The sequence below is a fragment of the Pelagibacterium sediminicola genome (assembly GCF_003390885.1).
Taxonomy (GTDB): domain Bacteria; phylum Pseudomonadota; class Alphaproteobacteria; order Rhizobiales; family Devosiaceae; genus Pelagibacterium; species Pelagibacterium sediminicola.
On the sequence record NZ_QMEL01000014.1, the window covers coordinates 1 to 19,628 of the forward strand.

General features: G+C 63.6%; 17 protein-coding genes and 3 tRNA genes. 7 read left to right on the forward strand and 13 right to left on the reverse strand.

Annotated features, from left to right (window positions below; translation table 11 throughout):
* Window positions 1–137 precede the first annotated feature (137 nt).
* Window positions 138–1,313 (forward strand): pyridoxal phosphate-dependent aminotransferase, encoded by a 1,176-nt coding sequence (locus DQG18_RS15075; RefSeq protein ID WP_116655078.1) that lies wholly within the window; start codon window positions 138–140, stop codon window positions 1,311–1,313.
* A gap of 2 nt (window positions 1,314–1,315) precedes the next feature.
* On the opposite strand, the gene DQG18_RS15080 is transcribed toward DQG18_RS15075, so the two are convergent.
* The 3 genes from DQG18_RS15080 to DQG18_RS15090 all read right to left on the reverse strand — a co-directional run bounded on the left by DQG18_RS15080 (window position 1,316) and on the right by DQG18_RS15090 (window position 2,872).
* Complete coding sequence (locus DQG18_RS15080; protein WP_245958497.1) at window positions 1,316–2,212, reverse strand: alpha/beta hydrolase; 897 nt, start codon at window positions 2,210–2,212, stop codon at window positions 1,316–1,318.
* A 446-nt stretch (window positions 2,213–2,658) separates the two neighbouring features.
* Window positions 2,659–2,732 (reverse strand) — tRNA-Gly (locus DQG18_RS15085).
* A 55-nt stretch (window positions 2,733–2,787) separates the two neighbouring features.
* Window positions 2,788–2,872, reverse strand: a tRNA-Tyr gene (locus tag DQG18_RS15090).
* A gap of 177 nt (window positions 2,873–3,049) precedes the next feature.
* On the opposite strand from DQG18_RS15090, the gene rlmB reads away from it, so the two are divergent.
* A complete protein-coding gene (gene rlmB / locus DQG18_RS15095; protein ID WP_116655079.1) occupies window positions 3,050–3,802 on the forward strand; it encodes a 23S rRNA (guanosine(2251)-2'-O)-methyltransferase RlmB in 753 nt (250 codons plus the stop codon).
* Window positions 3,803–3,821: 19 nt separating this feature from the next.
* On the opposite strand, the gene DQG18_RS15100 is transcribed toward rlmB, so the two are convergent.
* The 3 genes from DQG18_RS15100 to DQG18_RS15110 form a co-directional block, all read right to left on the reverse strand.
* Window positions 3,822–4,676 (reverse strand): polysaccharide deacetylase family protein, encoded by an 855-nt coding sequence (locus DQG18_RS15100; protein ID WP_116655080.1) that lies wholly within the window; start codon window positions 4,674–4,676, stop codon window positions 3,822–3,824.
* A 128-nt stretch (window positions 4,677–4,804) separates the two neighbouring features.
* Entirely contained in the window at window positions 4,805–5,263 is a 459-nt protein-coding gene (locus tag DQG18_RS15105; protein ID WP_116655081.1) for a YaiI/YqxD family protein, read from the reverse strand.
* A 2-nt stretch (window positions 5,264–5,265) separates the two neighbouring features.
* Window positions 5,266–6,393: an S-(hydroxymethyl)glutathione dehydrogenase/class III alcohol dehydrogenase gene (locus tag DQG18_RS15110; RefSeq protein ID WP_116655082.1), complete on the reverse strand. Its 1,128-nt coding sequence runs from the start codon at window positions 6,391–6,393 to the stop codon at window positions 5,266–5,268.
* 266 nt (window positions 6,394–6,659) lie between these two features.
* Between DQG18_RS15110 and DQG18_RS15115 the strand changes: the two genes are divergently transcribed.
* Complete coding sequence (locus DQG18_RS15115) at window positions 6,660–7,055, forward strand: DUF4260 domain-containing protein (RefSeq protein WP_245958498.1); 396 nt, start codon at window positions 6,660–6,662, stop codon at window positions 7,053–7,055.
* 7 nt (window positions 7,056–7,062) lie between these two features.
* On the opposite strand, the gene DQG18_RS15120 is transcribed toward DQG18_RS15115, so the two are convergent.
* From DQG18_RS15120 to xylF, 3 genes are all read right to left on the reverse strand, one after another.
* Window positions 7,063–7,848: an ATP-binding cassette domain-containing protein gene (locus tag DQG18_RS15120; RefSeq protein WP_116655084.1), complete on the reverse strand. Its 786-nt coding sequence runs from the start codon at window positions 7,846–7,848 to the stop codon at window positions 7,063–7,065.
* Window positions 7,849–7,861: 13 nt separating this feature from the next.
* Complete coding sequence (locus tag DQG18_RS15125; protein WP_116655085.1) at window positions 7,862–9,175, reverse strand: sugar ABC transporter permease; 1,314 nt, start codon at window positions 9,173–9,175, stop codon at window positions 7,862–7,864.
* A gap of 155 nt (window positions 9,176–9,330) precedes the next feature.
* Window positions 9,331–10,371, reverse strand: coding sequence for a D-xylose ABC transporter substrate-binding protein (gene xylF / locus DQG18_RS15130; protein WP_116655086.1), 1,041 nt, complete (start codon window positions 10,369–10,371; stop codon window positions 9,331–9,333).
* 280 nt (window positions 10,372–10,651) lie between these two features.
* Here xylF and DQG18_RS15135 point away from each other — a divergent pair, with 280 nt between their 5' ends.
* The 3 genes from DQG18_RS15135 to DQG18_RS15145 all read left to right on the forward strand — a co-directional run bounded on the left by DQG18_RS15135 (window position 10,652) and on the right by DQG18_RS15145 (window position 12,846).
* Window positions 10,652–11,890 (forward strand): ROK family protein, encoded by a 1,239-nt coding sequence (locus DQG18_RS15135; RefSeq protein WP_157970202.1) that lies wholly within the window; start codon window positions 10,652–10,654, stop codon window positions 11,888–11,890.
* A 53-nt stretch (window positions 11,891–11,943) separates the two neighbouring features.
* Window positions 11,944–12,019, forward strand: a tRNA-Thr gene (locus DQG18_RS15140).
* A 50-nt stretch (window positions 12,020–12,069) separates the two neighbouring features.
* Window positions 12,070–12,846, forward strand: a complete 777-nt coding sequence (locus tag DQG18_RS15145) for an NAD kinase (protein WP_116655088.1) — start codon at window positions 12,070–12,072, stop codon at window positions 12,844–12,846.
* 174 nt (window positions 12,847–13,020) lie between these two features.
* On the opposite strand, the gene DQG18_RS15150 is transcribed toward DQG18_RS15145, so the two are convergent.
* The 3 genes from DQG18_RS15150 to DQG18_RS15160 all read right to left on the reverse strand — a co-directional run bounded on the left by DQG18_RS15150 (window position 13,021) and on the right by DQG18_RS15160 (window position 16,181).
* Window positions 13,021–14,232: a DUF2336 domain-containing protein gene (locus tag DQG18_RS15150; protein WP_116655089.1), complete on the reverse strand. Its 1,212-nt coding sequence runs from the start codon at window positions 14,230–14,232 to the stop codon at window positions 13,021–13,023.
* Window positions 14,233–14,460: 228 nt separating this feature from the next.
* The gene (locus tag DQG18_RS15155) at window positions 14,461–15,276 is read right to left on the reverse strand and encodes a transglycosylase SLT domain-containing protein (protein ID WP_116655090.1); all 816 of its coding nucleotides are present in this window, start codon (window positions 15,274–15,276) and stop codon (window positions 14,461–14,463) included.
* A gap of 314 nt (window positions 15,277–15,590) precedes the next feature.
* Window positions 15,591–16,181, reverse strand: a complete 591-nt coding sequence (locus tag DQG18_RS15160; protein WP_116655091.1) for a nitroreductase family protein — start codon at window positions 16,179–16,181, stop codon at window positions 15,591–15,593.
* A 121-nt stretch (window positions 16,182–16,302) separates the two neighbouring features.
* Between DQG18_RS15160 and DQG18_RS15165 the strand changes: the two genes are divergently transcribed.
* Window positions 16,303–17,319, forward strand: a complete 1,017-nt coding sequence (locus DQG18_RS15165) for a hypothetical protein (RefSeq protein ID WP_116655092.1) — start codon at window positions 16,303–16,305, stop codon at window positions 17,317–17,319.
* A gap of 249 nt (window positions 17,320–17,568) precedes the next feature.
* Here DQG18_RS15165 and thrS read toward each other — a convergent pair whose 3' ends face one another.
* Entirely contained in the window at window positions 17,569–19,539 is a 1,971-nt protein-coding gene (thrS, locus tag DQG18_RS15170) for a threonine--tRNA ligase (RefSeq protein ID WP_116655093.1), read from the reverse strand.
* Window positions 19,540–19,628 lie beyond the last annotated feature (89 nt).

The following is a 19,628-nucleotide window of genomic DNA, read 5'->3' on the forward strand; positions in this document are numbered from 1 at the left end:
CTGAAGGGCGCGAACCAGTTGCCTTTGCTCATCGAAGGCGTCACATTCACCGACGGCGTAGCCACCAGCGTCGCCGAAAATCGCGCCGCTTGATCAGGCCGTATCACCCAAAATCCCGCATAGCTCCGAGGCTGATCATGACGCACCCTGCAACGGCCCGGCCCGAAGTCTCGGCGCTGTCCTCCTCGCGCATCCGCGACATCGCCAACGCCGCGATAGGGCGCGAGGACATCCTGCCCTTCTGGTTCGGGGAGAGCGACCTGCCGACGCCCGATTTCATCCGCGAGACCGCCCGGCAGGCGCTGGCCGAAAGCCGGACCTTTTACACCCAGAATCTCGGATTGCCCGAACTCCGCGAAGCGATCGCCGCCTACGCCTCCCGCCTCCACGGCATCGCGGTGACGCCGGACCGCATCGCCGTGACCGGCTCGGGCGTCTCGGCACTGATGATCGCCAACCAGCTCGTCGTTTCCCCCGGCGACCGCGTAGTGGTCGTAACCCCCATCTGGCCCAACATCGCCGAAGGCCCGCGCCTCGTCGGCGCCGATGTCGTGCGCCATCCGCTGGTGGTCGAAAACGGGCGCTGGACACTCGATGTCCAAAGGCTCGTCGATACGCTGACCCCCGACACGCGCCTCCTGATCCTCAACGCCCCCAACAACCCCACCGGTTTCACGCTGGACGCCGCCGCCCAGCGCGCCATCCTCGACCATTGCCGCAAGCACGGCATATGGCTGATGAGCGATGAGGTTTACGAACGGCTCGTTTATGACGGCGCCGATGCCGCCCCGTCCATGCTCGCCATCGCCGAACCCGAAGACCGGCTGATCGCCGTCAATTCGTTCTCCAAGGCCTGGCGCATGACCGGCTGGCGGCTGGGCTGGCTCACCCTGCCCCAGGCCATGATGCCCGATGTGCCCAAGGTCATCGAATACAACACCTCCTGTGCTCCGGCTTTCGTTCAGGCGGGGGGGATCGCCGCGCTCACCGACCCGCGCGGGGAGGAGGCAGTCCGGGCCCTCAAGGCCAATCTGGCGCGGTCGCGCGATCTCCTGCTGGATGGACTGACAGCACTTGGCCGCATCGAGGTCCCGCGCGCCGACGGCGCCATGTACGCCTTCTTCCGCATCGACGGACTGCCCGACGACATGGCGGTGGCAAGAACGCTGGTCGCCGGCCATGGGCTGGGCCTTGCACCGGGCAGCGCGTTCGGCCCGGAAGGCGAAGGCTGGCTGCGCTGGTGCTACGCGGCGCGGCCCGAGCGGATCACCATGGGGCTGGAAAGACTCGCGACGTTTCTCGATGGCGCCTGAAATCAGGCGTCGAGCGCCCCGAGGCTGGCAAAGAAGTTGACGGTATCGTCCAGCACCGGCGCGCGCCAGCGCAGCATGGCGCCGATCGAGGTGACGATCTCCATATGCCCGATGCCCTCGTAATAACGCTCGTCGACCGGCACGTCATGCTGGCGCAGCCGCGCCGCCAGCAGTTCGGTATTGACGGGCCTCACGATCGGATCGCCCAGCCCTGAGGCAAGGAACATGGGCGGGGCATCTTTCGTCACCAGCCGCACCGGCTGTGTGCCCTCGGGATTCGACGCCTGCCCGAAAGCATCGCGCACCTCGTTATATTCAAAGGGATAAAAATCGTATGGCCCCGCCAGCCCCGCGATGCCGCGGATCTTGAGTGAAACCCCCGTCTCACGAAAGAACGCCGGATCGAGCCCCAGCATCACCGCATTATACGCACCCGCCGAATGACCGGCGAGAAACAGCTTGTTGGCGTCTCCGCCATAGGCGCCGATATTGTCCTCGATCCATTTGGACTGCACCGCCGCATCGTAAAGGAAGGCCGGATAGGTCACCTCCGGAACGAGGCGATAGTCCCCGATCACCGTCACGAACCCGCGCGAGGCAAAGGCGTGCCCCACGAAATCGTAATCGCCGCGCTCGCCCCGGTTCCAGCCCCCGCCATAAATGAACTGCAACACCGGCGCATTGCCTTTGGGATTCCGCGGCACATAGACATCGAGCAGCCCGCGTGGCCCGCCCGCATAGGGAATGCCATCCCCCAGCTTGACCGCGCCCGAATCCATGGCGGTCGGGACGTTGAAGGGATCCATCAGGGAAACGGCGAAAACGCTCGCGGGCAGCATCATGCCCCCGAACGTCAACGCCCCCATCGAACCGAGAAAAGAGCGACGCGAAAACTTCATGTGCAGGTCTTGCCGTAAAAAAGGTTGTATCAGGCCAGCTTCGCTCCGCCTTCTGCCCTCCAAAGGCGACCAATTTTTGACCTAATCCGCACCGGTTCCGCCGCAAGCATCCGTGGCCCGTTTGGCCATGGCGCTTCCCTTTCATTCACAAAAAAGAACCTGCACCGGAAAACCCGGGATCAGACGCCCAGAGCGTGTCAGGTTTTGATGGAAAGGGCATACCGGTTGGGGTTGGGTTGCACTGGATTCCCGAAACGAGTCTCGGAATGACATTGGGGGCTTTTTGGCCGATGCCTGCCCCATTCCCGCTTGTCATCCCAGGATTTATTCCCGGATTCCAGACCGAACCCGCCGCAATCGCGGGAACCCCGACGATTCCGTCAAACACCAAGACCTGCTCCAAGCACAATCTCTTGCCTATGTCTCCGGGCCGTACAAGAAGAAAATGGAGCGGGTGAAGGGAATCGAACCCTCGTCGTAAGCTTGGAAGGCTTCTGCTCTACCATTGAGCTACACCCGCCCGGGGGCAACGCTTGCCAGTTTGCCGGTGCAATGCCCCTTGGGCAAGCGTGAAATGGTGGAGGGGGCTGGATTCGAACCAGCGTAGCCTAAGGCGTCAGATTTACAGTCTGATGGATTTAACCACTCTCCCACCCCTCCCCAATATCGCGATTGGCGAAGCGAGGTTGTGGCGCGAAACCGTTTCCGATCCGCGCCACGGCCCGGTTTATGGTGGTCTGGCTCCGTTCTGTCAACAGCTATCTCGAGGAATTCGGTACCCGGACCATCCTGTCTTGCCGCTTGCCACCCACAAGCCGAAAGGCTACGCCACTTTCCATGAGCAAGAACAGGTTTCCACCCAAACCGCGTCCGCAAACAAGGCCCGAAGACGAGCCCGTTTATCTTTACGGGCTCCATACCGTGCGCGCCGCGCTCGACAATCCGCGCCGCAAGCGCCGTGTACTGCTGGCAACGCCCAACGGGCTCAATCGCCTGCGCGAGAACGGCCCCCTGCCCGATTTGAGGATCGAGGAACGAACCCCGCGCGATCTCGATAAGCTCCTGGGCTCCGATGCCGTGCATCAGGGCGTCGCCCTCGAGGTCGACCCGGTCGACCGCTTCGGGCTCGACGAAATCGACACCCTCGATCTGGTCGTCGTGCTCGATCAGGTGACCGACCCGCATAATGTCGGCGCCATCCTGAGGACGGCCTGCGCCTTTGGCGCCGATGCGGTTATCACCACCGCCCGCTACGCGCCGCGTGAAACGGGAGTTCTTGCCAAATCGGCCTCGGGCGCACTCGACATGATCCCGCTCATCGAAGTGCGCAATCTGGGCGATGCGCTCGAAACGCTCAAGACGCGCGGGCTCTTGTGCCTCGGCTTTGATTCCGAAGCCGAAGGCCTGCTCAGACCCCGCCCGTCCGGCCAGAAACTGGCGATCGTCCTCGGGGCCGAAGGCAAGGGCCTGCGACAGAAAACCCGCTCGCTCTGCGATGAAATGGTCCGGCTCGACATGCCCGGCCCCATCAAATCCCTCAACGTCTCCAACGCCGCCGCCATCGCGCTCTTTGCGGCGACGGCGGGTTGAGGTCGTTTTGAGATGCCGATTACAATGCGGCTGAAATGCCTTGCGTCCGCGCCGTAATGAGCGGGGTATCGAACGCGCTGCCGCCTGAGGAGCGCAGGGTGACAACCTTGTAGCCGCGCGCGTGCAGTTCATCGAGGAATTCGGGCAGCATCGCGATGGTGCGGGCGTGGATATCGTGGAAGAGAACGATCCCCTGCCCCTGCCGGTCCAGCCGCTCCAGCGTGCGGTTGAGCACGGCCCGCGCCGATTCACGATAATAATCCTTGGAATCGATATCCACGTCGAGAATGACCAGATGCCCATCGACGGCGCTGGTGCGGATGATGTTGCTCTGCGCCAGATAGGGGAAGCGGAAAAAGCGGGAGGGCAGATGGCCCGATCCGGCGAGCGCCTGCCCCACGGCCTCGTGCCCGCGCTGGATTTCGGCCATCGCTTCGGAATGGGACAGCGTCGTGAGATCGGTATGCGAGAACGTATGGGAACCGATCGCGTGTCCCCGCTGCGCGACCGCCCGCGCCAGTTCCGGATGGCGCTGGGCGGCCGCCCCGAGCATCAGGAAGGTCGCCTTGACCCCATGGGTATCCAGCGCATCGAGAACCGCCTCGGTCTTTCCGGGCCGCGGGCCGTCATCGAACGTCAGCACCACCTCACCGGGCCGCAGGACGAGTTGGGTACTGGACGCAACCGTCAGCGTGCGTCCCGCCAGCGCCCCATTGAGCCGGGGCGGCATCGGCTGGCCGGTCACGGCCTCTATGCGCAGCCTGCCGTCGACGGCTGCGGTCTCCAGCGCATCGGTGGACTGGCTATAAGCGGAAAGATTTTGGGAAGACTGGGACTGGGGCGGTTTGGCACACCCCGCCAAAAGCCCCGCCATCGCAAGACAAACGCATAAAATTCGTAGCACTGGAACGCCTCGAGCGGGGGAGAGTATCGATGCCCGCACTCTTGGCGATTATGGTTAACAACTGGTTCCGCTAACCAAATATTATCCTTAACAAACAGTTACTTATTACGCCCCGCCCGCTGCACCGCCTCATCGAGCGCCTGCAGGAACTGCGAGCGGTCGCGACCCGTGAAACTGGCGTTATAGCCCTTGCTCTCGCCCGTTTCGCGCAAATGCTGGTTGAGCTCGCGCATAGCCAGCGCCATGCCGATGGAATGCTCGGTGAACGGCCTGCCCGTCGGCCCGAGCACCTGCGCGCCCTTCTCCAGCGCCCGCCGCGCCAGCGGAATATCGGCGGTGATGACGATGTCGTTTTCGGTGGCGTGCTCGGCGATCCAGTCGTCCGCCGCATCGGCGCCCTGCGGCACCATCACGTGCCTCACCATCGGGTCGCGCGATGGCCGCAACCCGAAATTGGCGACCATCGTCACGACGATCCCGTGCCGTTCGGCAACGCGCAACACCTCGTCCTTGACCGGACAGGCGTCGGCATCGACATAAATGTGCGGGGCCGTCACGGTCAGAAGATCACCACGCTCCGGATCGATTCGCCCTTGTGCATCAGATCGAACCCGGTGTTGATGTCCTCGAGCCGCAGGGTGTGGGTGATCATCGGGTCGATCTCGATCTTGCCCGACATGTACCAGTCGACGATTTTCGGTACATCGGTGCGCCCGCGCGCGCCGCCGAACGCCGTGCCCAGCCATTGCCGGCCGGTGACGAGCTGGAACGGACGGGTCGAAATTTCCTGCCCCGCCCCGGCCACCCCGATGATGACGGATTTGCCCCAGCCGCGATGGCTCGCTTCGAGCGCCTGCCGCATCACAGTGACGTTGCCCGTGCAATCGAAGGTGTAGTCGCATCCCCCAATCTGGTCCGCGCCACGCTTTGTCATGTTGACGAGGTGGGAAACGATATCACCATCGATCTCGCGCGGATTGACGAAATGGGTCATCCCGAACCGCTCGCCCCACGCCTTCTTGTCGTTGTTGATGTCGACGCCGATGATCATGTCGGCTCCGGCCATCTTGAGCCCCTGGATGACGTTGAGCCCGATCCCGCCCAGCCCGAACACCGCCGCCGTCGCCCCCTGCTCGACCTTGGCCGTGTTGATGACCGCGCCAACGCCGGTGGTAACCCCGCACCCGACATAACAGACCTTGTCGAAGGCCGCCGCCGGATCAATCCTGGCCACCGCGATCTCGGGCAGGACCGTATAGTTCGAGAAGGTCGAGCAGCCCATATAGTGGAAGATTGGCTTGCCCTTGTAGGAGAACCGGCTGGTGCCGTCAGGCATCAGTCCCTGCCCCTGCGTGGCACGGATGGCGGTACACAAATTCGTCTTGCGTGAGAGGCACGATGGGCACTCGCGGCATTCGGGTGTATAGAGCGGGATGACGTGATCGCCTGGCGCAACACTCGTGACCCCCGCCCCGACCTCGACCACCACGCCCGCGCCCTCATGGCCCAGAATGGCGGGAAACAGCCCTTCGGGATCGGCGCCCGATAGCGTGAACTCGTCGGTATGGCAAATGCCCGTTGCCTTGATTTCGACCAGAACCTCGCCCGCCTTGGGGCCCTCAAGATCGACCTCGACGATCTCCAGGGGTTTACCCGCCTCAAAGGCCACCGCCGCGCGTGTTTTCATTGCCGTCTCCTGACTCGTTTCGAGGGAGCTTGGCACAAGGCGAACAATGGCATCAAGCGAAAGAAGCCCGCATCGCTGGCCCCCTCATCCGACCCGGCTTCGCCGGGCCACCTTCTCCCACAAGGAGAGAGGGGTAACCGTGGCGCCACCTATTCCGCCCCCCTCTCCCCTTGAGGGAGAGGGGTTGGGGGTGAGGGGGCCAGCGATGCCTGCAAAGAACCGCCGCGTCAGCCAATTGCTGCCCGTTCACTCTTTCGGTAGAACAGGTGCAGCAAAACGGGGAACCGATCATGGCTCGAGCCGTCCTTTGGCAGCGCGTGGAAGGCTTCATCATCTTTGCGGCCGGTCTCGCGCTCTTCTGGCATGCGAACGGCACGATGCCGTGGTGGGGCGCAATCCTGATTTTTTTCGCGCCGGATCTCACTTTCCTGGGCTATCTGCTTGGACCGAGGATAGGCGCGCTTTGCTATAACGCCGTCCATATCTATGCTTTCGGTACGGCCTTGTTTGCAATCGGCCTGATCCTGCCAATCCCGTTGCTTGCGGCTCTCGGAGCGCTCTGGCTTGCGCATTCGGGATTCGACCGAATGCTGGGCTACGGCCTGAAATCGCCAGAAGGCTTTGCCATCACGCATCTGGGCCGGATCGGAAAGCAATCCTGAGCCGCGCTCAGACCCGCATCGCCCCCGGTCCGGGAATCGCGCCCGGCGGGCATTTGCCCATGATGATCATGCCCAGCACCTCGTCCTTGGTGACGTCCGAGGTCTTTGCCGTCCCGACCACCTGCCCATTCTTCATCACGCACACCCGATCCGCCAGATCGAACACGTCATGGATATCGTGGCTGATGAGAAAAATGCCGATGCCTTCGGATTTGAGCTGCTTGATGAGATCGGCGACCTGCTGGGTTTCCTGCGGCCCAAGCGCGGCGGTCGGCTCGTCCATGATCAGGATACGCGCGTTGAACAGAATCGCGCGGGCGATCGCCACCGATTGCCGCTGCCCGCCCGAAAGCGCCTTTACCGGCTCCTTGAAGCGGCGGAAGTTGGGGTTGAGCCGCCCCATCACCTCGCGCGCCTTGGCTTCCATCGCCACATCGTCGAGCGTGCCGATGGCGGTGGTCAACTCGCGCCCGAGGAACAGGTTCGCCGCCGCATCCACGTTGTCGGCAACGGCAAGAGTCTGGTAGATCGTCTCGATCCCGTAGGCCTTGGCGTCGCGCGGGTTGTTAATCGTCGCGGGCTGTCCGTCGATGCGGATTTCGCCCGCATCCCGGCGATAGGCCCCCGAAAGGATCTTGATGAGCGTCGATTTGCCCGCCCCGTTATGGCCGAGCAGGCCGACCACTTCACCGGGATAAAGGTCGATCGAAGCGCGGTCCACGGCCTTGATACCGCCAAAGGCGATCGAAATATCCTCGAGCTCCACGAGCGGTTTTACTGCAACTTGAGACATACTGGTCAAACCCTCAGTTGGCCCGGTTGCGGTAGAGCGTGTCCAGCCACACCGCAAAGACAAGAACAATACCCACGACGATGCTCTGGAGCGGGCTGTCCAGCCCCATCAGCACCATGCCCGATTGCAGCGATTGCATGACCAGCGCGCCGATCATCGCGCCGACCACGGTGCCGACACCGCCCGAAAGCGAGGTCCCCCCGATCACCGCGGCGGCGATCACGTAAAGCTCGTCGAGCGTACCCATGGCGTTGGTCGCCGCATTGAGCCGGGCGGAGGAGATCGAGGCGGCGATGGCGCAGAGTGCGCCCATCAGCATATAGACCTTGACGGTGACCCAGCGGGTATTGATGCCCGCCAGTTCAGCCGCCTCGGGGTTGCCGCCGATGGCAAACACGTAGCGCCCGAATCGGGTGCGCATGGCGATGAAGGTCATGATCAGCCCCACCATGACCGCCATGAGCACCGGAACGGCGATGCCGTGCGAGATGAACAGACCGCCTTCGGGCACTTCCATGCCTTGCGCCTGGGCATAATTGGCCGCGATCCGCACCGGCCAGGGATAGGCATTGAACACGGCGACCGCGGCCAGTGTCACTCCGCATCCGATGGCGGCGAGAACGCCCTCCGCCCACATGGGCCGCTGCGGGAAACTGAAGCGCCGGCGCTGCCGCCGCGCATAGGCAAGATAGATGATGACGCCTGCGCAGGCGAATGCGGCAACGATCCAGCTCGCCGTCGCGCCGATGGAACCCATCGGCCCCCCGCCCATGAGCTGGAAGGTCGAATCGAGCGGCGCAACGGTGCGGCCCGAAGTGATCCACCACGCCGTGCCGCGCCAGATGAGAAAGCCACCCAGCGTCACGATGAAGGCGGGCACGCGCAAATAGGCGATGATCGTGCCTTGCAACAGCCCGATCAGAAGGCCCACGAACAGCCCGAATGCAAGCGTCAACACCCATATCGCCGGGTGTCCGAAACCAAGTATTGGTGGCAGGATTTCCGCCTGCATCACCCCCATCAGCATGGCGAGGGTGCCCAGCACCGCACCCACCGAAAGGTCGATGTTGCGGGTGACGATAACCAGCACCATGCCCGTCGCCATCACGGCGACCGATGCGGTCTGTACCGACAGGTTCCACAGGTTGCGGGGCGTGATGAACAGCCCGCCCGACAGAAAATGAAAGCCGATCCAGATCAGCAGCAACGCGCCGACCATTCCGAGCAGCCTTGTATCGATTTCGGTCGCCGTCAGGAATTTCCGTACCGGATTGCCTTCGATGGTGAGTGAGTGTGCCGAGTTCGCCGTGGCGTTCTGCTCTGCCATTTGCCTCTCCTAGCGCAAACCGTGCCCCGGTGATGCCGCGATCGGCCTCAGCGCGCGGGAACGGAACGGCAGTTCGATGAAGTCAGTATTTTTATCAGGCAGGGTGCCGCGGCGGCAAGCGCCGCGGCACCCTCCGAATGATCGGATCGGCCGGATCAGTCGCAGGCCGCAACTGTGCCCGCGGCCACACCCTGGCAGACCACGTCCTTGCTCACCCAACCCGCATCGATGACGATATCGAGATTGTCGCGGGTGATCGGAACCGGGGACAGGAAGAACGAGTTCATGGAAACCCCATTGGGGCCGCCATCGAACTTGACGGCACCGGGGATGGCGTCGAGCGCCGTACCACCGGCAAGGTCAAGCGCGATCTCCACGGCCTTGGCGCCAAGTTCGCGGGCGTCCTTCCAGACCGAGACGGTCTGTGTACCGAGTGCAACGCGGTTGAGCGCGGCATGGTCGCCGTCCTGCCCCGATACGGGAACCGAACCGGCAAGCCCCTGGGCGGCCAGCGCCGCGATCGCGCCGCCGGCGGTGCCGTCATTGGAGGCCACCACCGCATCGACATTATTGTCGTTGGCGGTCAGGAATTGCTCCATGTTGCGCTGCGCATTCTCAGGTAGCCAGCCATCGGTATAGGCTTCCCCGACATTGACGATATCGCCCGCGTCGATCGCGGCCTGCAGCACTTCGAGTTGGCCTTCATGCAGGAAGTCCGCATTGGGATCGGCACCCGAACCCTTGATGAAGACGTAGTTGCCGGTCGGCTGAACCGCGTAGACGGCCTCGGCCTGAAGGCGGCCCACGCCCTTGTTGTCGAAGGTCAGGTAAAATGCTTCGGCGTTCTCGATGAGCCGGTCATAGCCGACCACCGGAATGCCTTCCGCAACGGCGGCGGCGATGGCCGGGCCGATGGCGTCGGAATCCTGGGCGAGAACGATCAGGGCATCGGCTCCCTGCGCGATCAGGCTTTCGACGTCGGTCAGTTGCTTGGCGGCCGAAGACTGCGCGTCTGCCGAGATATAGCGCGCGCCGGCCGCTTCGAGCGCCGCGACGATTGCGGCTTCGTCGGTCTTCCAGCGTTCTTCCTGGAAGTTCGACCACGACACGCCGACCGTGAGTTCCTGCGCAACGGCAGCGCCCACGCCAGCGAAAAGAACGGTCGTGCCAAGCAGGACCGCAGCAAATTTCTTCATAATGTTTCCTCCTCCACGTCCCCGAGATCGGGAACGCCGGTCTGTGATGAAAAGGGGTCTACCTCCAACTGGCGCATGCATCCTCCGCTCTACGCCAAGAGTATTATTTCAATACTCGAAAAAATAATTGGCACGCTGAAATCTCTATGTCAACATCCCGTGTGAGGTTAATGGCACGCGCGCCCGGAAATCGGCCGGCCTTCAAGGTTTGAGGCTGGCCCGGCGCGCCGTGGCGCCTTATGGAAACGATGGGCCGGAACGGGCCAAAAAGGAGAACGATTTGGCGCGCGGTGTTGCGGACACCGAGATGATCCGGCGACAGAACCGGGACCTGATTCTCGGCGCCTTGCGGCGTGCCGGCCCGCTGTCCCGTTCCCAGATCGCGGCTGATACCGGGTTGTCCAATGCAACCCTCACCGCCATCGCCTCTGAATTCGTAAGCCAGGGCGTGCTCGTCGATCTCGAGAGTACGGCCGGTGAAAGCAGGGTCCGTGGCCGCCCCAGCGTCAAGCTTGCCCACAACCGCAAGGCCGCCTTTACCCTGCTTGTCGAACTCGATGTCACCCGCTGCCGGATTTCGCTGCTCGATTACGCCGGCATCCTTGTGGACCGCATCGAAAGCGCGATCACCCCGGCGACATTCGCCGAGACTTCCGCCCCCCATTTCCTCGCCGAGCGCATCCAGCTCATATATGCGCGCAACGCCAACGCCGCCGACCGGCTGCTGATCGTGGCCATTTCCGTCCAGGGCATTCTGTCCTCCGAGGAGACGGGGATGAAATGGTCCCCTATCGCCCATCTGGCCGGGGTGGATATCGTAACGCCCTTGCAGGACCAGTTCGGGCTGTCGGTGAAGCTCTACAAGCGCGGCCGCCTGATGGCGGACGGCATGCGCTGGCTCGAGCCGGAACTGGCCGGAAAGACCATCGCCACGGTCTTCATCGGCTCGACGGTCGGCATGGGGCTGACCTTTGCCGATACCGACCGGATAGGCAGCGACATCGGCACCGAATTCGGCCACATGATCCACGTTCCCGATGGCGCGCTCTGTCGCTGCGGCGCGGTAGGCTGCATCGAGGCCTATGCCGCCGATTACGGCATCCTGCGCTCAGCCTATTCGGTACCGCGCCATACCCCGCCCGCCCAGGCCGTACCTCCCGATGATTTCCGGCAGATCGTCAGCCGCGCCCGCATGGGAGACCGCAACGCGCTACACGCCTTCAACCTCGCCGGGAGCGCCATCGGGTACGGCCTCAACCGCCTGATGTCGATCTTCAACCTCGACCAGATCGTCATACTGGGGCCTGGCACCGCCGCCTACGACCTCATGCAGCCCGGCATCACGGAAGGCGCCACCGCCTCGCTGATGGGCGAACTCAGGGGCCTGCCGCCGGTAACGCTGGTGGCAGAGGCGAGCGAGCCGATCTATCGCGGCCTCACCATGAAGGCCCTGACCGACCTCGACCGCACCGTCTTTGCCGCCATGAACCAGCCCGCCATCGCGCAGGTTGCCGAATAAGCGCCGCAAACCACGCTTGTCCCGCCCGACGAGCGGTGCTATCAGACCCGCGCGCCGGTATAGCTCAGTTGGTAGAGCATCTGATTTGTAATCAGAGGGTCGCGGGTTCAAGTCCTGCTGCCGGCACCATTCTCAATGCCCTTACGCATCGATTTCGGCGTTTTCGGGGAGGCGGAGCCATGGCCCTTTATACTGACGGCAAAGTGGCCTTCGTCGCCAGCCCTTCCCCGGCAGCCGTGGAAGCCCGCGAGGCGCTTGTGGCGCGCTATGGCGATGCGGGCCTCGACGGCGCTTCGATCGTCGTGGCGCTCGGCGGTGACGGGCTGATGCTCGAAACGCTGCACAAGGTCATGGACCGTGGCGTCCCGGTTTACGGGATGAATTTCGGCTCGGTCGGGTTCCTCATGAACGAATATGGCGTCGATGCGCTCGACGTTCGCTTGCGCGCCGCCATGCCCACGACCATCCATCCTCTCACCATGCGCGTCAGGGACGCCGACGGAACGGTCCGCGAAGCGCTGGCGCTTAACGAGGTGTCCCTCTTCCGCTCGACCTATCAGGCCGCCAAGATCGAGATCAGGATCGACGGCGACGTCCGGCTCGAGGAACTGACCTGCGACGGCGTCATCGTCGCCACCCCCGCCGGCTCGACCGCCTACAACCTCTCGGCGCACGGCCCCATCCTGCCGATCACCGCGCCCTTGCTGGCCCTGACCCCCATCTCCCCCTTCCGCCCCCGCCGCTGGCGCGGCGCGATCCTCTCCAACCGCGCCTCGATCACCTTCCTCATCCGCGAGGCCGAAAAACGCCCGGTGAGCGCGGTGGCCGACAATGTGGAATTCACCAATGTCATCGAGGTCAACGTCCACGAGGACCGGCGGCATGCGGTAACGCTATTGTTCGATCCGGGGCATAGCCTCGATGAGCGGGTTCTGATCGAACAGTTCCGGTATTAGCAGGCATCGCTGCACCCCTCACCCCCAACCCCTCTCCCTCAAGGGGAGAGGGGGGCTCATAAGCCGAGATATCCACGGATACCCTTCTCCCCTTGCGGGAGAAGGTGGCCGGAGCGAAGCGGAGGTCGGATGAGGGGTGCAGCGGAGCCTGTAGCAAGCACTGTTGTCCGAGCTTCAGGCCGCCGGCAACGCCAGCGTCTCCCCGCCGCCGAGGTCAGGCACCATCTCCACCTCCGGCGCCTCTGCCGCGAAGGCGGGCATCACCCCGCGTGCGGCGGCGCGGGCCAGCACGATGTTTTGTTCGTTGAGATAGGCAAACGCCTCGTCGAGCGCCGGCGGAATGTCGCCGCCATGCTCGGCGATAAGTTCCTCGATCAGCAGCGAAACGACGAAATGGCGCGCCGCCAGATCGTCGGCGAGATCGGCGGCGCGGGCGTGGAAAACCAGCCGGGCCAGCAGATTGCGCAGGGCGGGCGAAAAGCCGCTTTTGGCGAACACCGCATTGAGCGCGGACCGCGAGCCGTTGTCGAGCAGCGTGAAAATCTTGGCGCGCGGCGTGGCGGAGAGGTGGGCAAGGCAATCGGCAAAGAACAGCACCTGCCCGTGCACCAAGGCGTGCAGCATCAGCCGGGAATTGATCTGGCCGGCATCGGCCATAGCGGCGATATACGCCCCGCGTCCCCGGCCCGCCTCGCGCTCCCCGATCGTTGCGGCGGCGGCATCGCACGCATCGCGCATCAGCCGCGCGAGGCGGCGCGGATGGACCGCGCCCTTGACGATGCGGATGGAACTCAACGCCTCGCGCACCCTTTCGACGAGATAGAGCCGGGCCAGCCCCGGCAGATCCTTGCGCTTGAGCAGCGCCCCCCGCACCCTTGCATCCTCGCCCCACTGTTCGGCGAGCACCATCAGATCATCGGTCGGATACGAAAGGTCCGTGCGCGCAAGAACCCTCACGCAAAGATCGGGCGAGCCGACCCGCAAAAGCGCCAGCGCGACCCGGACCGAAAGCGTGGGCCGCATGGTCATCACCGCCAGCATGTCGGGGTCGCCCGAACGGATGATGCCCATGAGGTCGGCATCGAGCAGGACGGGGGAATACTGCACCACGGCCCGCGAAATGACCGGCGCATCCTGCGCCAGCGACAGCATGATCGGACGCGGGGCATGCCCGGAGTGCAAGAGCCCATAGGCCAGCGCCGCGCGCACGCGCACCGAGGCATCGTCGAGAAAATTTATGAGCGCGGCATAAAGCGCGGCCTGTTCATCGGCGGGCCCGCGATGGTCGAGATAGGCCAGCGCCGCCAGATGCGCCGCCTGCCCCCGCTCCTCGCTGTCGGCTGACTGTGAAAGCTGAACATAACGCTGATAGGCGACCATACGCATCCCCGGTACTCATCGGAGCAAATCTAGGCGCGAAGGTTTAAGGATTGGTTCACCATAAAATCCGAGTGCTTGGCCAGCACCGCTGCCCCCTCACCCCCAACCCCTCTCCCACAAGGGGAGAGGGGGGCTCGAAAGCCGAAACATCCGCAGGATCACCCTTCTCCCCTTGTGGGAGAAGGTGGGCTTTCGCGAAGCGAAAGGTCGGATGAGGGGGCCAGCGATGCCGCCTTATTCCCCGGAATAAAACCCGCTGAACAGCGTCCTCGGCTGGGGCGCCTCGACGGGGGAGCCGGAGGCGCCCTCGATTTGCGTCGAGAACAACGAGGTGAACGAGACCCCCGGCGGGATCAGTGGCTGGTTGTCGAGTTCGATCCGCGAGGGCAGCGGCGGCTGGCTGGCGTATTGCTGGGCGCTGAATCCCGCGCTGGGGGGGGCGGGCTGGTTGTGGTGGCGCGCTACCAGCACCTGATAGACTTCGCGCACCGTGCGCGGGCGGCCATTGTCGTAAAAGATCGGCCGGTTGGCCTCCGCCGCGCGTGGAAAAAGAGCGGCTGCGCTGGCATCGGGCTGGCGGAGCCCCGCATCGAAAAACCGTTCCGCCCCCCGCGCACCGAGGAAATGGGCGATATAGAGTTCACCGGGGCTCGGCATCCGTCCGAATTTCTGCTGCAGGTAATCCCCGTTGCGCCGGGTAAAAGCCGCCGCCAGATCGGAAGCGACCTCCGGGTTCTTGCGCAGGTCGAGAATCTGCTGGCGCACCATCGGGTTGCGGACGAAAAATTCCCCGTTCTGCTCCTCGATGTGATCGGCAAAATCCTGATAGCCGAGCCGGGGCCCCTCGTCCTTCATCACCTCGAACCACGTGCTCTCGATGAACTGGAAAAGCCCCGTCGCCGAGGATGTCGAAGCGCGGGCAGCGGGGTTGAGGCTGCTTTCGCGGATGGCGGTCTGCACCAGATAGTCGAAATCGACGCCGCTGCGCTGCCCCGCCCTGTCGATGGCGTAGGCTATGGGCGCGGGAATGTTCGATATGGGTGACGCCATGGGGCCCGACTCGCTGGAATCCTCATGGTTAATAAAATGCTACCAGAGGTTAACCGCGCGTTAAGAGTGCCTAACAGAACCAGAGACGGCCACGACGCGCGCAATTTGTCCAGCCCGCAAGGCGCCGCGTGCAGCCGATACCAAGGTATCGGCAAGCGCGGGAACGCAGCGGATGGACAAATTGCGCGCGCCGCAGGTGGGGTTTGGACGGCCGCCTGCCGTGTCCAGCCGCTTGGCGATACCCCCGGTATCGCCTGCACGCCTGTCCTTGCATCCGACTCGTCCGAACCCCATCGTGGCCATCTCTGGTTCTGTTAGGCACTCTTAGGGTGCGCCCAATACGTGGTTTTGGCCTCGACATCAGGCCTGTCGCGCTCCTCGAGCCGGGTTTGCGGCGTGCCTATATGGACAAAGCCCACGAAGCGCTCTCCCGGCTGCGCGCCCAGAATCGCCGCCGCCTCTTCGTCATAGGCAAACCAGCGCGTGACCCAATGGGCGGCAAAGCCCAGTGCATTGGCCGCGTGGCAGAGGTTGAGACAGGCATTGCCCGCCGCCAGCAACTGCTCGAATTCGGGAATTTTCGGGTGCGGGGCGGCGGTGCTGATAACCCCGACGGTCAGCGGCGCGGGCAGGAACCGCGTGCGCTCGGCTTCGAGCCGGTCCTCGCCCGCGTCCGGTTCGCGCGCCGCAACGAGGTTCGCCAGCATCTGGCCGGCCTTTTCCCGCGCCTCCCCCTCGAAAACGACGAACCGCCATGGCGCCAGCTTGCCGTGATCCGGCACACGGCTGGCGATGGTCAGCATCTCATGGAGCGCATCGCGGCCAGGACCGGGCTCGCCGAGGAACGGCGCGGTTACCGTACGGCGGGAATTGAGATAATCGCGAAGGGCGGCGTTGACGGTCATGACAAGGCTCCGAACTTGCTCGATTGTCGCGCTTATGACACAGCTTTTCCCGAATTGATAAATAGGAATCGCCTTGGCGCAGCATATCGTTGCCCATATCAGGCGGAGTTCGGTTAGGCCAATGCGGTTAATCAAAGTGCTGGCGGTGATCCTAGCAATCTGCGGCCCGGTGCCCGCGATGGGGCAGGATGCGGGCGGCGAGGGTGTCGCGCCGGTGCCGCCGCCCCGCCCCGCCCATCTCGGCGGCACGGCGAGCGAGGGCGATGAATTCGATATCGAAAACCCGTTCGACGGGGACGGGCTGCCTCAGGGCATCGTGATCGATGGCGGGGAATTCGAGGAAGACCTCGATTCCCGCACCCGTTTTTCCGGCGTCACCGATCCGCAGCCTCTCGCCCTTTCCGCCCGCATTTCGCCGGACGGGCCGTTCATCCCCGAGGGTCTTGTTTGGCGCATCTTCGATTCGCGCACCGACGCCACGGGCGAGTTGGCCATGGTCGCCAAATCCGAGGACGCAACGGCAGCGTTCAGCCTGCCACCGGGCGAATACATGCTCCACGTCGCCTTCGGGCGCGCGCAGGCGACCGACACGATCTTCATCGAACCCGGCCCCAACAACCGCACGGTGATCTTCGAGGTGGGGGCGCTCAAGCTCGACGCGCTGATCGCCGGGGACATCGCCATACCCCCCGGAATGCTGCGCTTCGACATCTTTTCGGACGGGCCTAACGGGCGCATGACCATCGCCGAGAACGTGCCGCCGGGCGAACTGGTGCATCTCAACGCCGGGGTCTATTCAATCGTCTCGCGCTTCGGCCCGATCAACGCCGTCATCCGCTCGGAACTGCGGGTGGAGCCCGGCCAGATCACCGAAGCGACCCTTTATCACAAGGCCGCTCAGGTGACGCTCAAGCTCGTCTCCGAAGAGGGCGGCGAGGCCATCGCCGACGTCGAATGGACCATCAAGACCTCGGGCGGCGAAACCATCTTCACCGACATCGGCGCCTTCCCCGCCACGGTGCTGGCCGAGGGCGAATACCTGGCTTTGGCCAAGCTCGGCGAGAACGTCTACAACCGCGAATTCGAGATACGCCCCGGCTCGGCGCGCGAGATCGAAATCCTGACGGCTGTGTATTGATACGCAGCCGATCCTGATCCGGGATAATTGAACGGGAAAACGATTTTCGTTCAATTCGTTCAGTTATTTTTTGCCGGGAGCCATTTCCGGTTGCATTCGCGAGGTAGACGAAGGAGTAATTCTAACACGACTTGCTGCGGGGGCGGATTGCCCGGTGGGCCACCCCTCCCCAGCCCTCCCCATCAAGGGGAGGGTGTTACGGAGCGTAGGGGACTGCCAGTGGTACGATGCAGCACCTGGGATGATCTCTCACCCCGCCTTGCGCTTCAAATCCGGCGCGGTCGCATCGGCGGCCACCAGTGAAATCGCCTCATCGAGCGCACTGACCGTTTGCCCCTGCGAGCCCAGCCGCCGGATCGAGACGGTCTTTTCCTCGGCTTCGCGGCGGCCCGCGACGAAAATGAAGGGGACGCGGCCCACCGAGTGCTCGCGCACCTTGTAGTTGATCGACTCGTTGCGGATATCGAGTTCGGCGCGGATGCCCTTGGCCTGAAGCTGCGCCACGACATCGCGGGCGTAATCGTCCGCGTCCGAAACGATGGTCGCGACCACCACCTGCACCGGGGCTAGCCACAGCGGCATGCGGCCCGCATAGCTTTCGATCATCATGCCGATGAAGCGTTCGAGCGAGCCGAGGATGGCGCGGTGCAGCATGACGGGGCGCTGGCGCGAGCCGTCCTCGGCCACGTAGGAGGCTTCCAGCCGCTCGGGCATCACGAAATCGAGCTGCAACGTGCCGCACTGCCACGAACGGCCAATGGCGTCCTTCAAGTGGAATTCGAGCTTGGGGCCATAGAATGCGCCCTCGCCTTCGGCGATCTCGAAATCACGGCCCGTCGCGCCCAGCGCATCGCCGAGGCTCCTTTCGGCCAGATCCCAGACGCTGTCTTCGCCCGCGCGGACTTCAGGCCGGGTGGCGAGGAGGATTTTGACTTCCGTGAAGCCCATGTCCTCGTAAACGGAATCGAGCAGCGCGCAGAATTTTTCCGTCTCGGATTGGATCTGGTCCACCCGGCAGAAGATGTGCGCATCGTCCTGCGTCATCTGCCGAACGCGCATCAGACCGTGCAGCGCACCATGCGCCTCGTTGCGGTGGCAGCAGCCAAATTCGGCAAGCCGCAGAGGTAGATCGCGGTAAGACTTGATTCCCTGGTTGAACACCTGAACGTGCGCGGGGCAGTTCATGGGTTTCAGCGCCAGAAGGTTGGCATCGGCTGAAACGATCGGCTGATCGCCTTCCGTTGAGGGCGTTTCGTCGGGCACCACGAACATGTTTTCGCGGAACTTGCCCCAGTGACCGGATTTTTCCCAAAGCTTGTTGTCGAGAAGCTGCGGGGTCTTGATTTCCTTGTATCCGGCTTCGTTCAGACGACGGCGGATATAGGCTTCCATCTGGTTGTAGATGACAAAACCCTTGGGATGCCAGAACACCGACCCCTGCGCCTCGGGCTGGAAGTGGTAGAGGTCCATCTCCTGCCCGATCTTGCGGTGATCGCGCTTTTCGGCCTCCTCGATCATCGTGATATAGGCGTCGAGCTGTTCCTTGCTCGCCCAGGCCGTGCCGTAGATGCGGCTCAGCACCTCGCGGTCGGAATCCCCGCGCCAATAGGCGCCGGCCACCTTGGTGAGCTTGAAGGCCTTCCCCACGTCTTTAGTCGTGCGCATATGCGGGCCACGGCAGAGATCGAACCACTGGCCCTGTTTATAGATCTTGACCTGCTGGTCCTCGGGGATGGCATCGACCAGTTCGACCTTGAAGTGCTCGCCCCTGGCGGCGAACACCTTTTTGGCCTCATCCCGGCTCCAGACTTCCTTGGTGAAGGCCGCGCCGCGATCGACGATCTCCGCCATCTTCTTTTCGATGGCCCGCAGATCGTCCTCCGAAAAGGGCTCGGCGCGGTAAAAATCGTAGTAAAAGCCGTTCTCGATCACCGGGCCGATGGTGACCTGCGTATCGGGCCAAAGCTCCTGCACTGCCTCGGCGAGTACGTGGGCGGCGTCGTGCCGGATAAGTTCGAGCGCGGCTTCGTCGTCGCGCAGCACGAACTCGATCCTGCCATCGGCGTCCAGCGTATCGGAGAGGTCGGCAAGCTCGCCGTTCCAACGCATGGCGACGGTCTTTTTCGCCAGCGATTTGGAGATGCCTTCGACGATGGTGGTCCCGGTGGTGCCCGCTGCGTAATCACGCACTGCACCGTCGGGGAACGTCACCTTGATCATCGTAGTCTCCATGGATAGCCGCCACTATTGGCGAAGGCGGGTTTGATTAGCACGAAACGGGGAGATTTCCAGCCCTGCGTTGTCTGGTG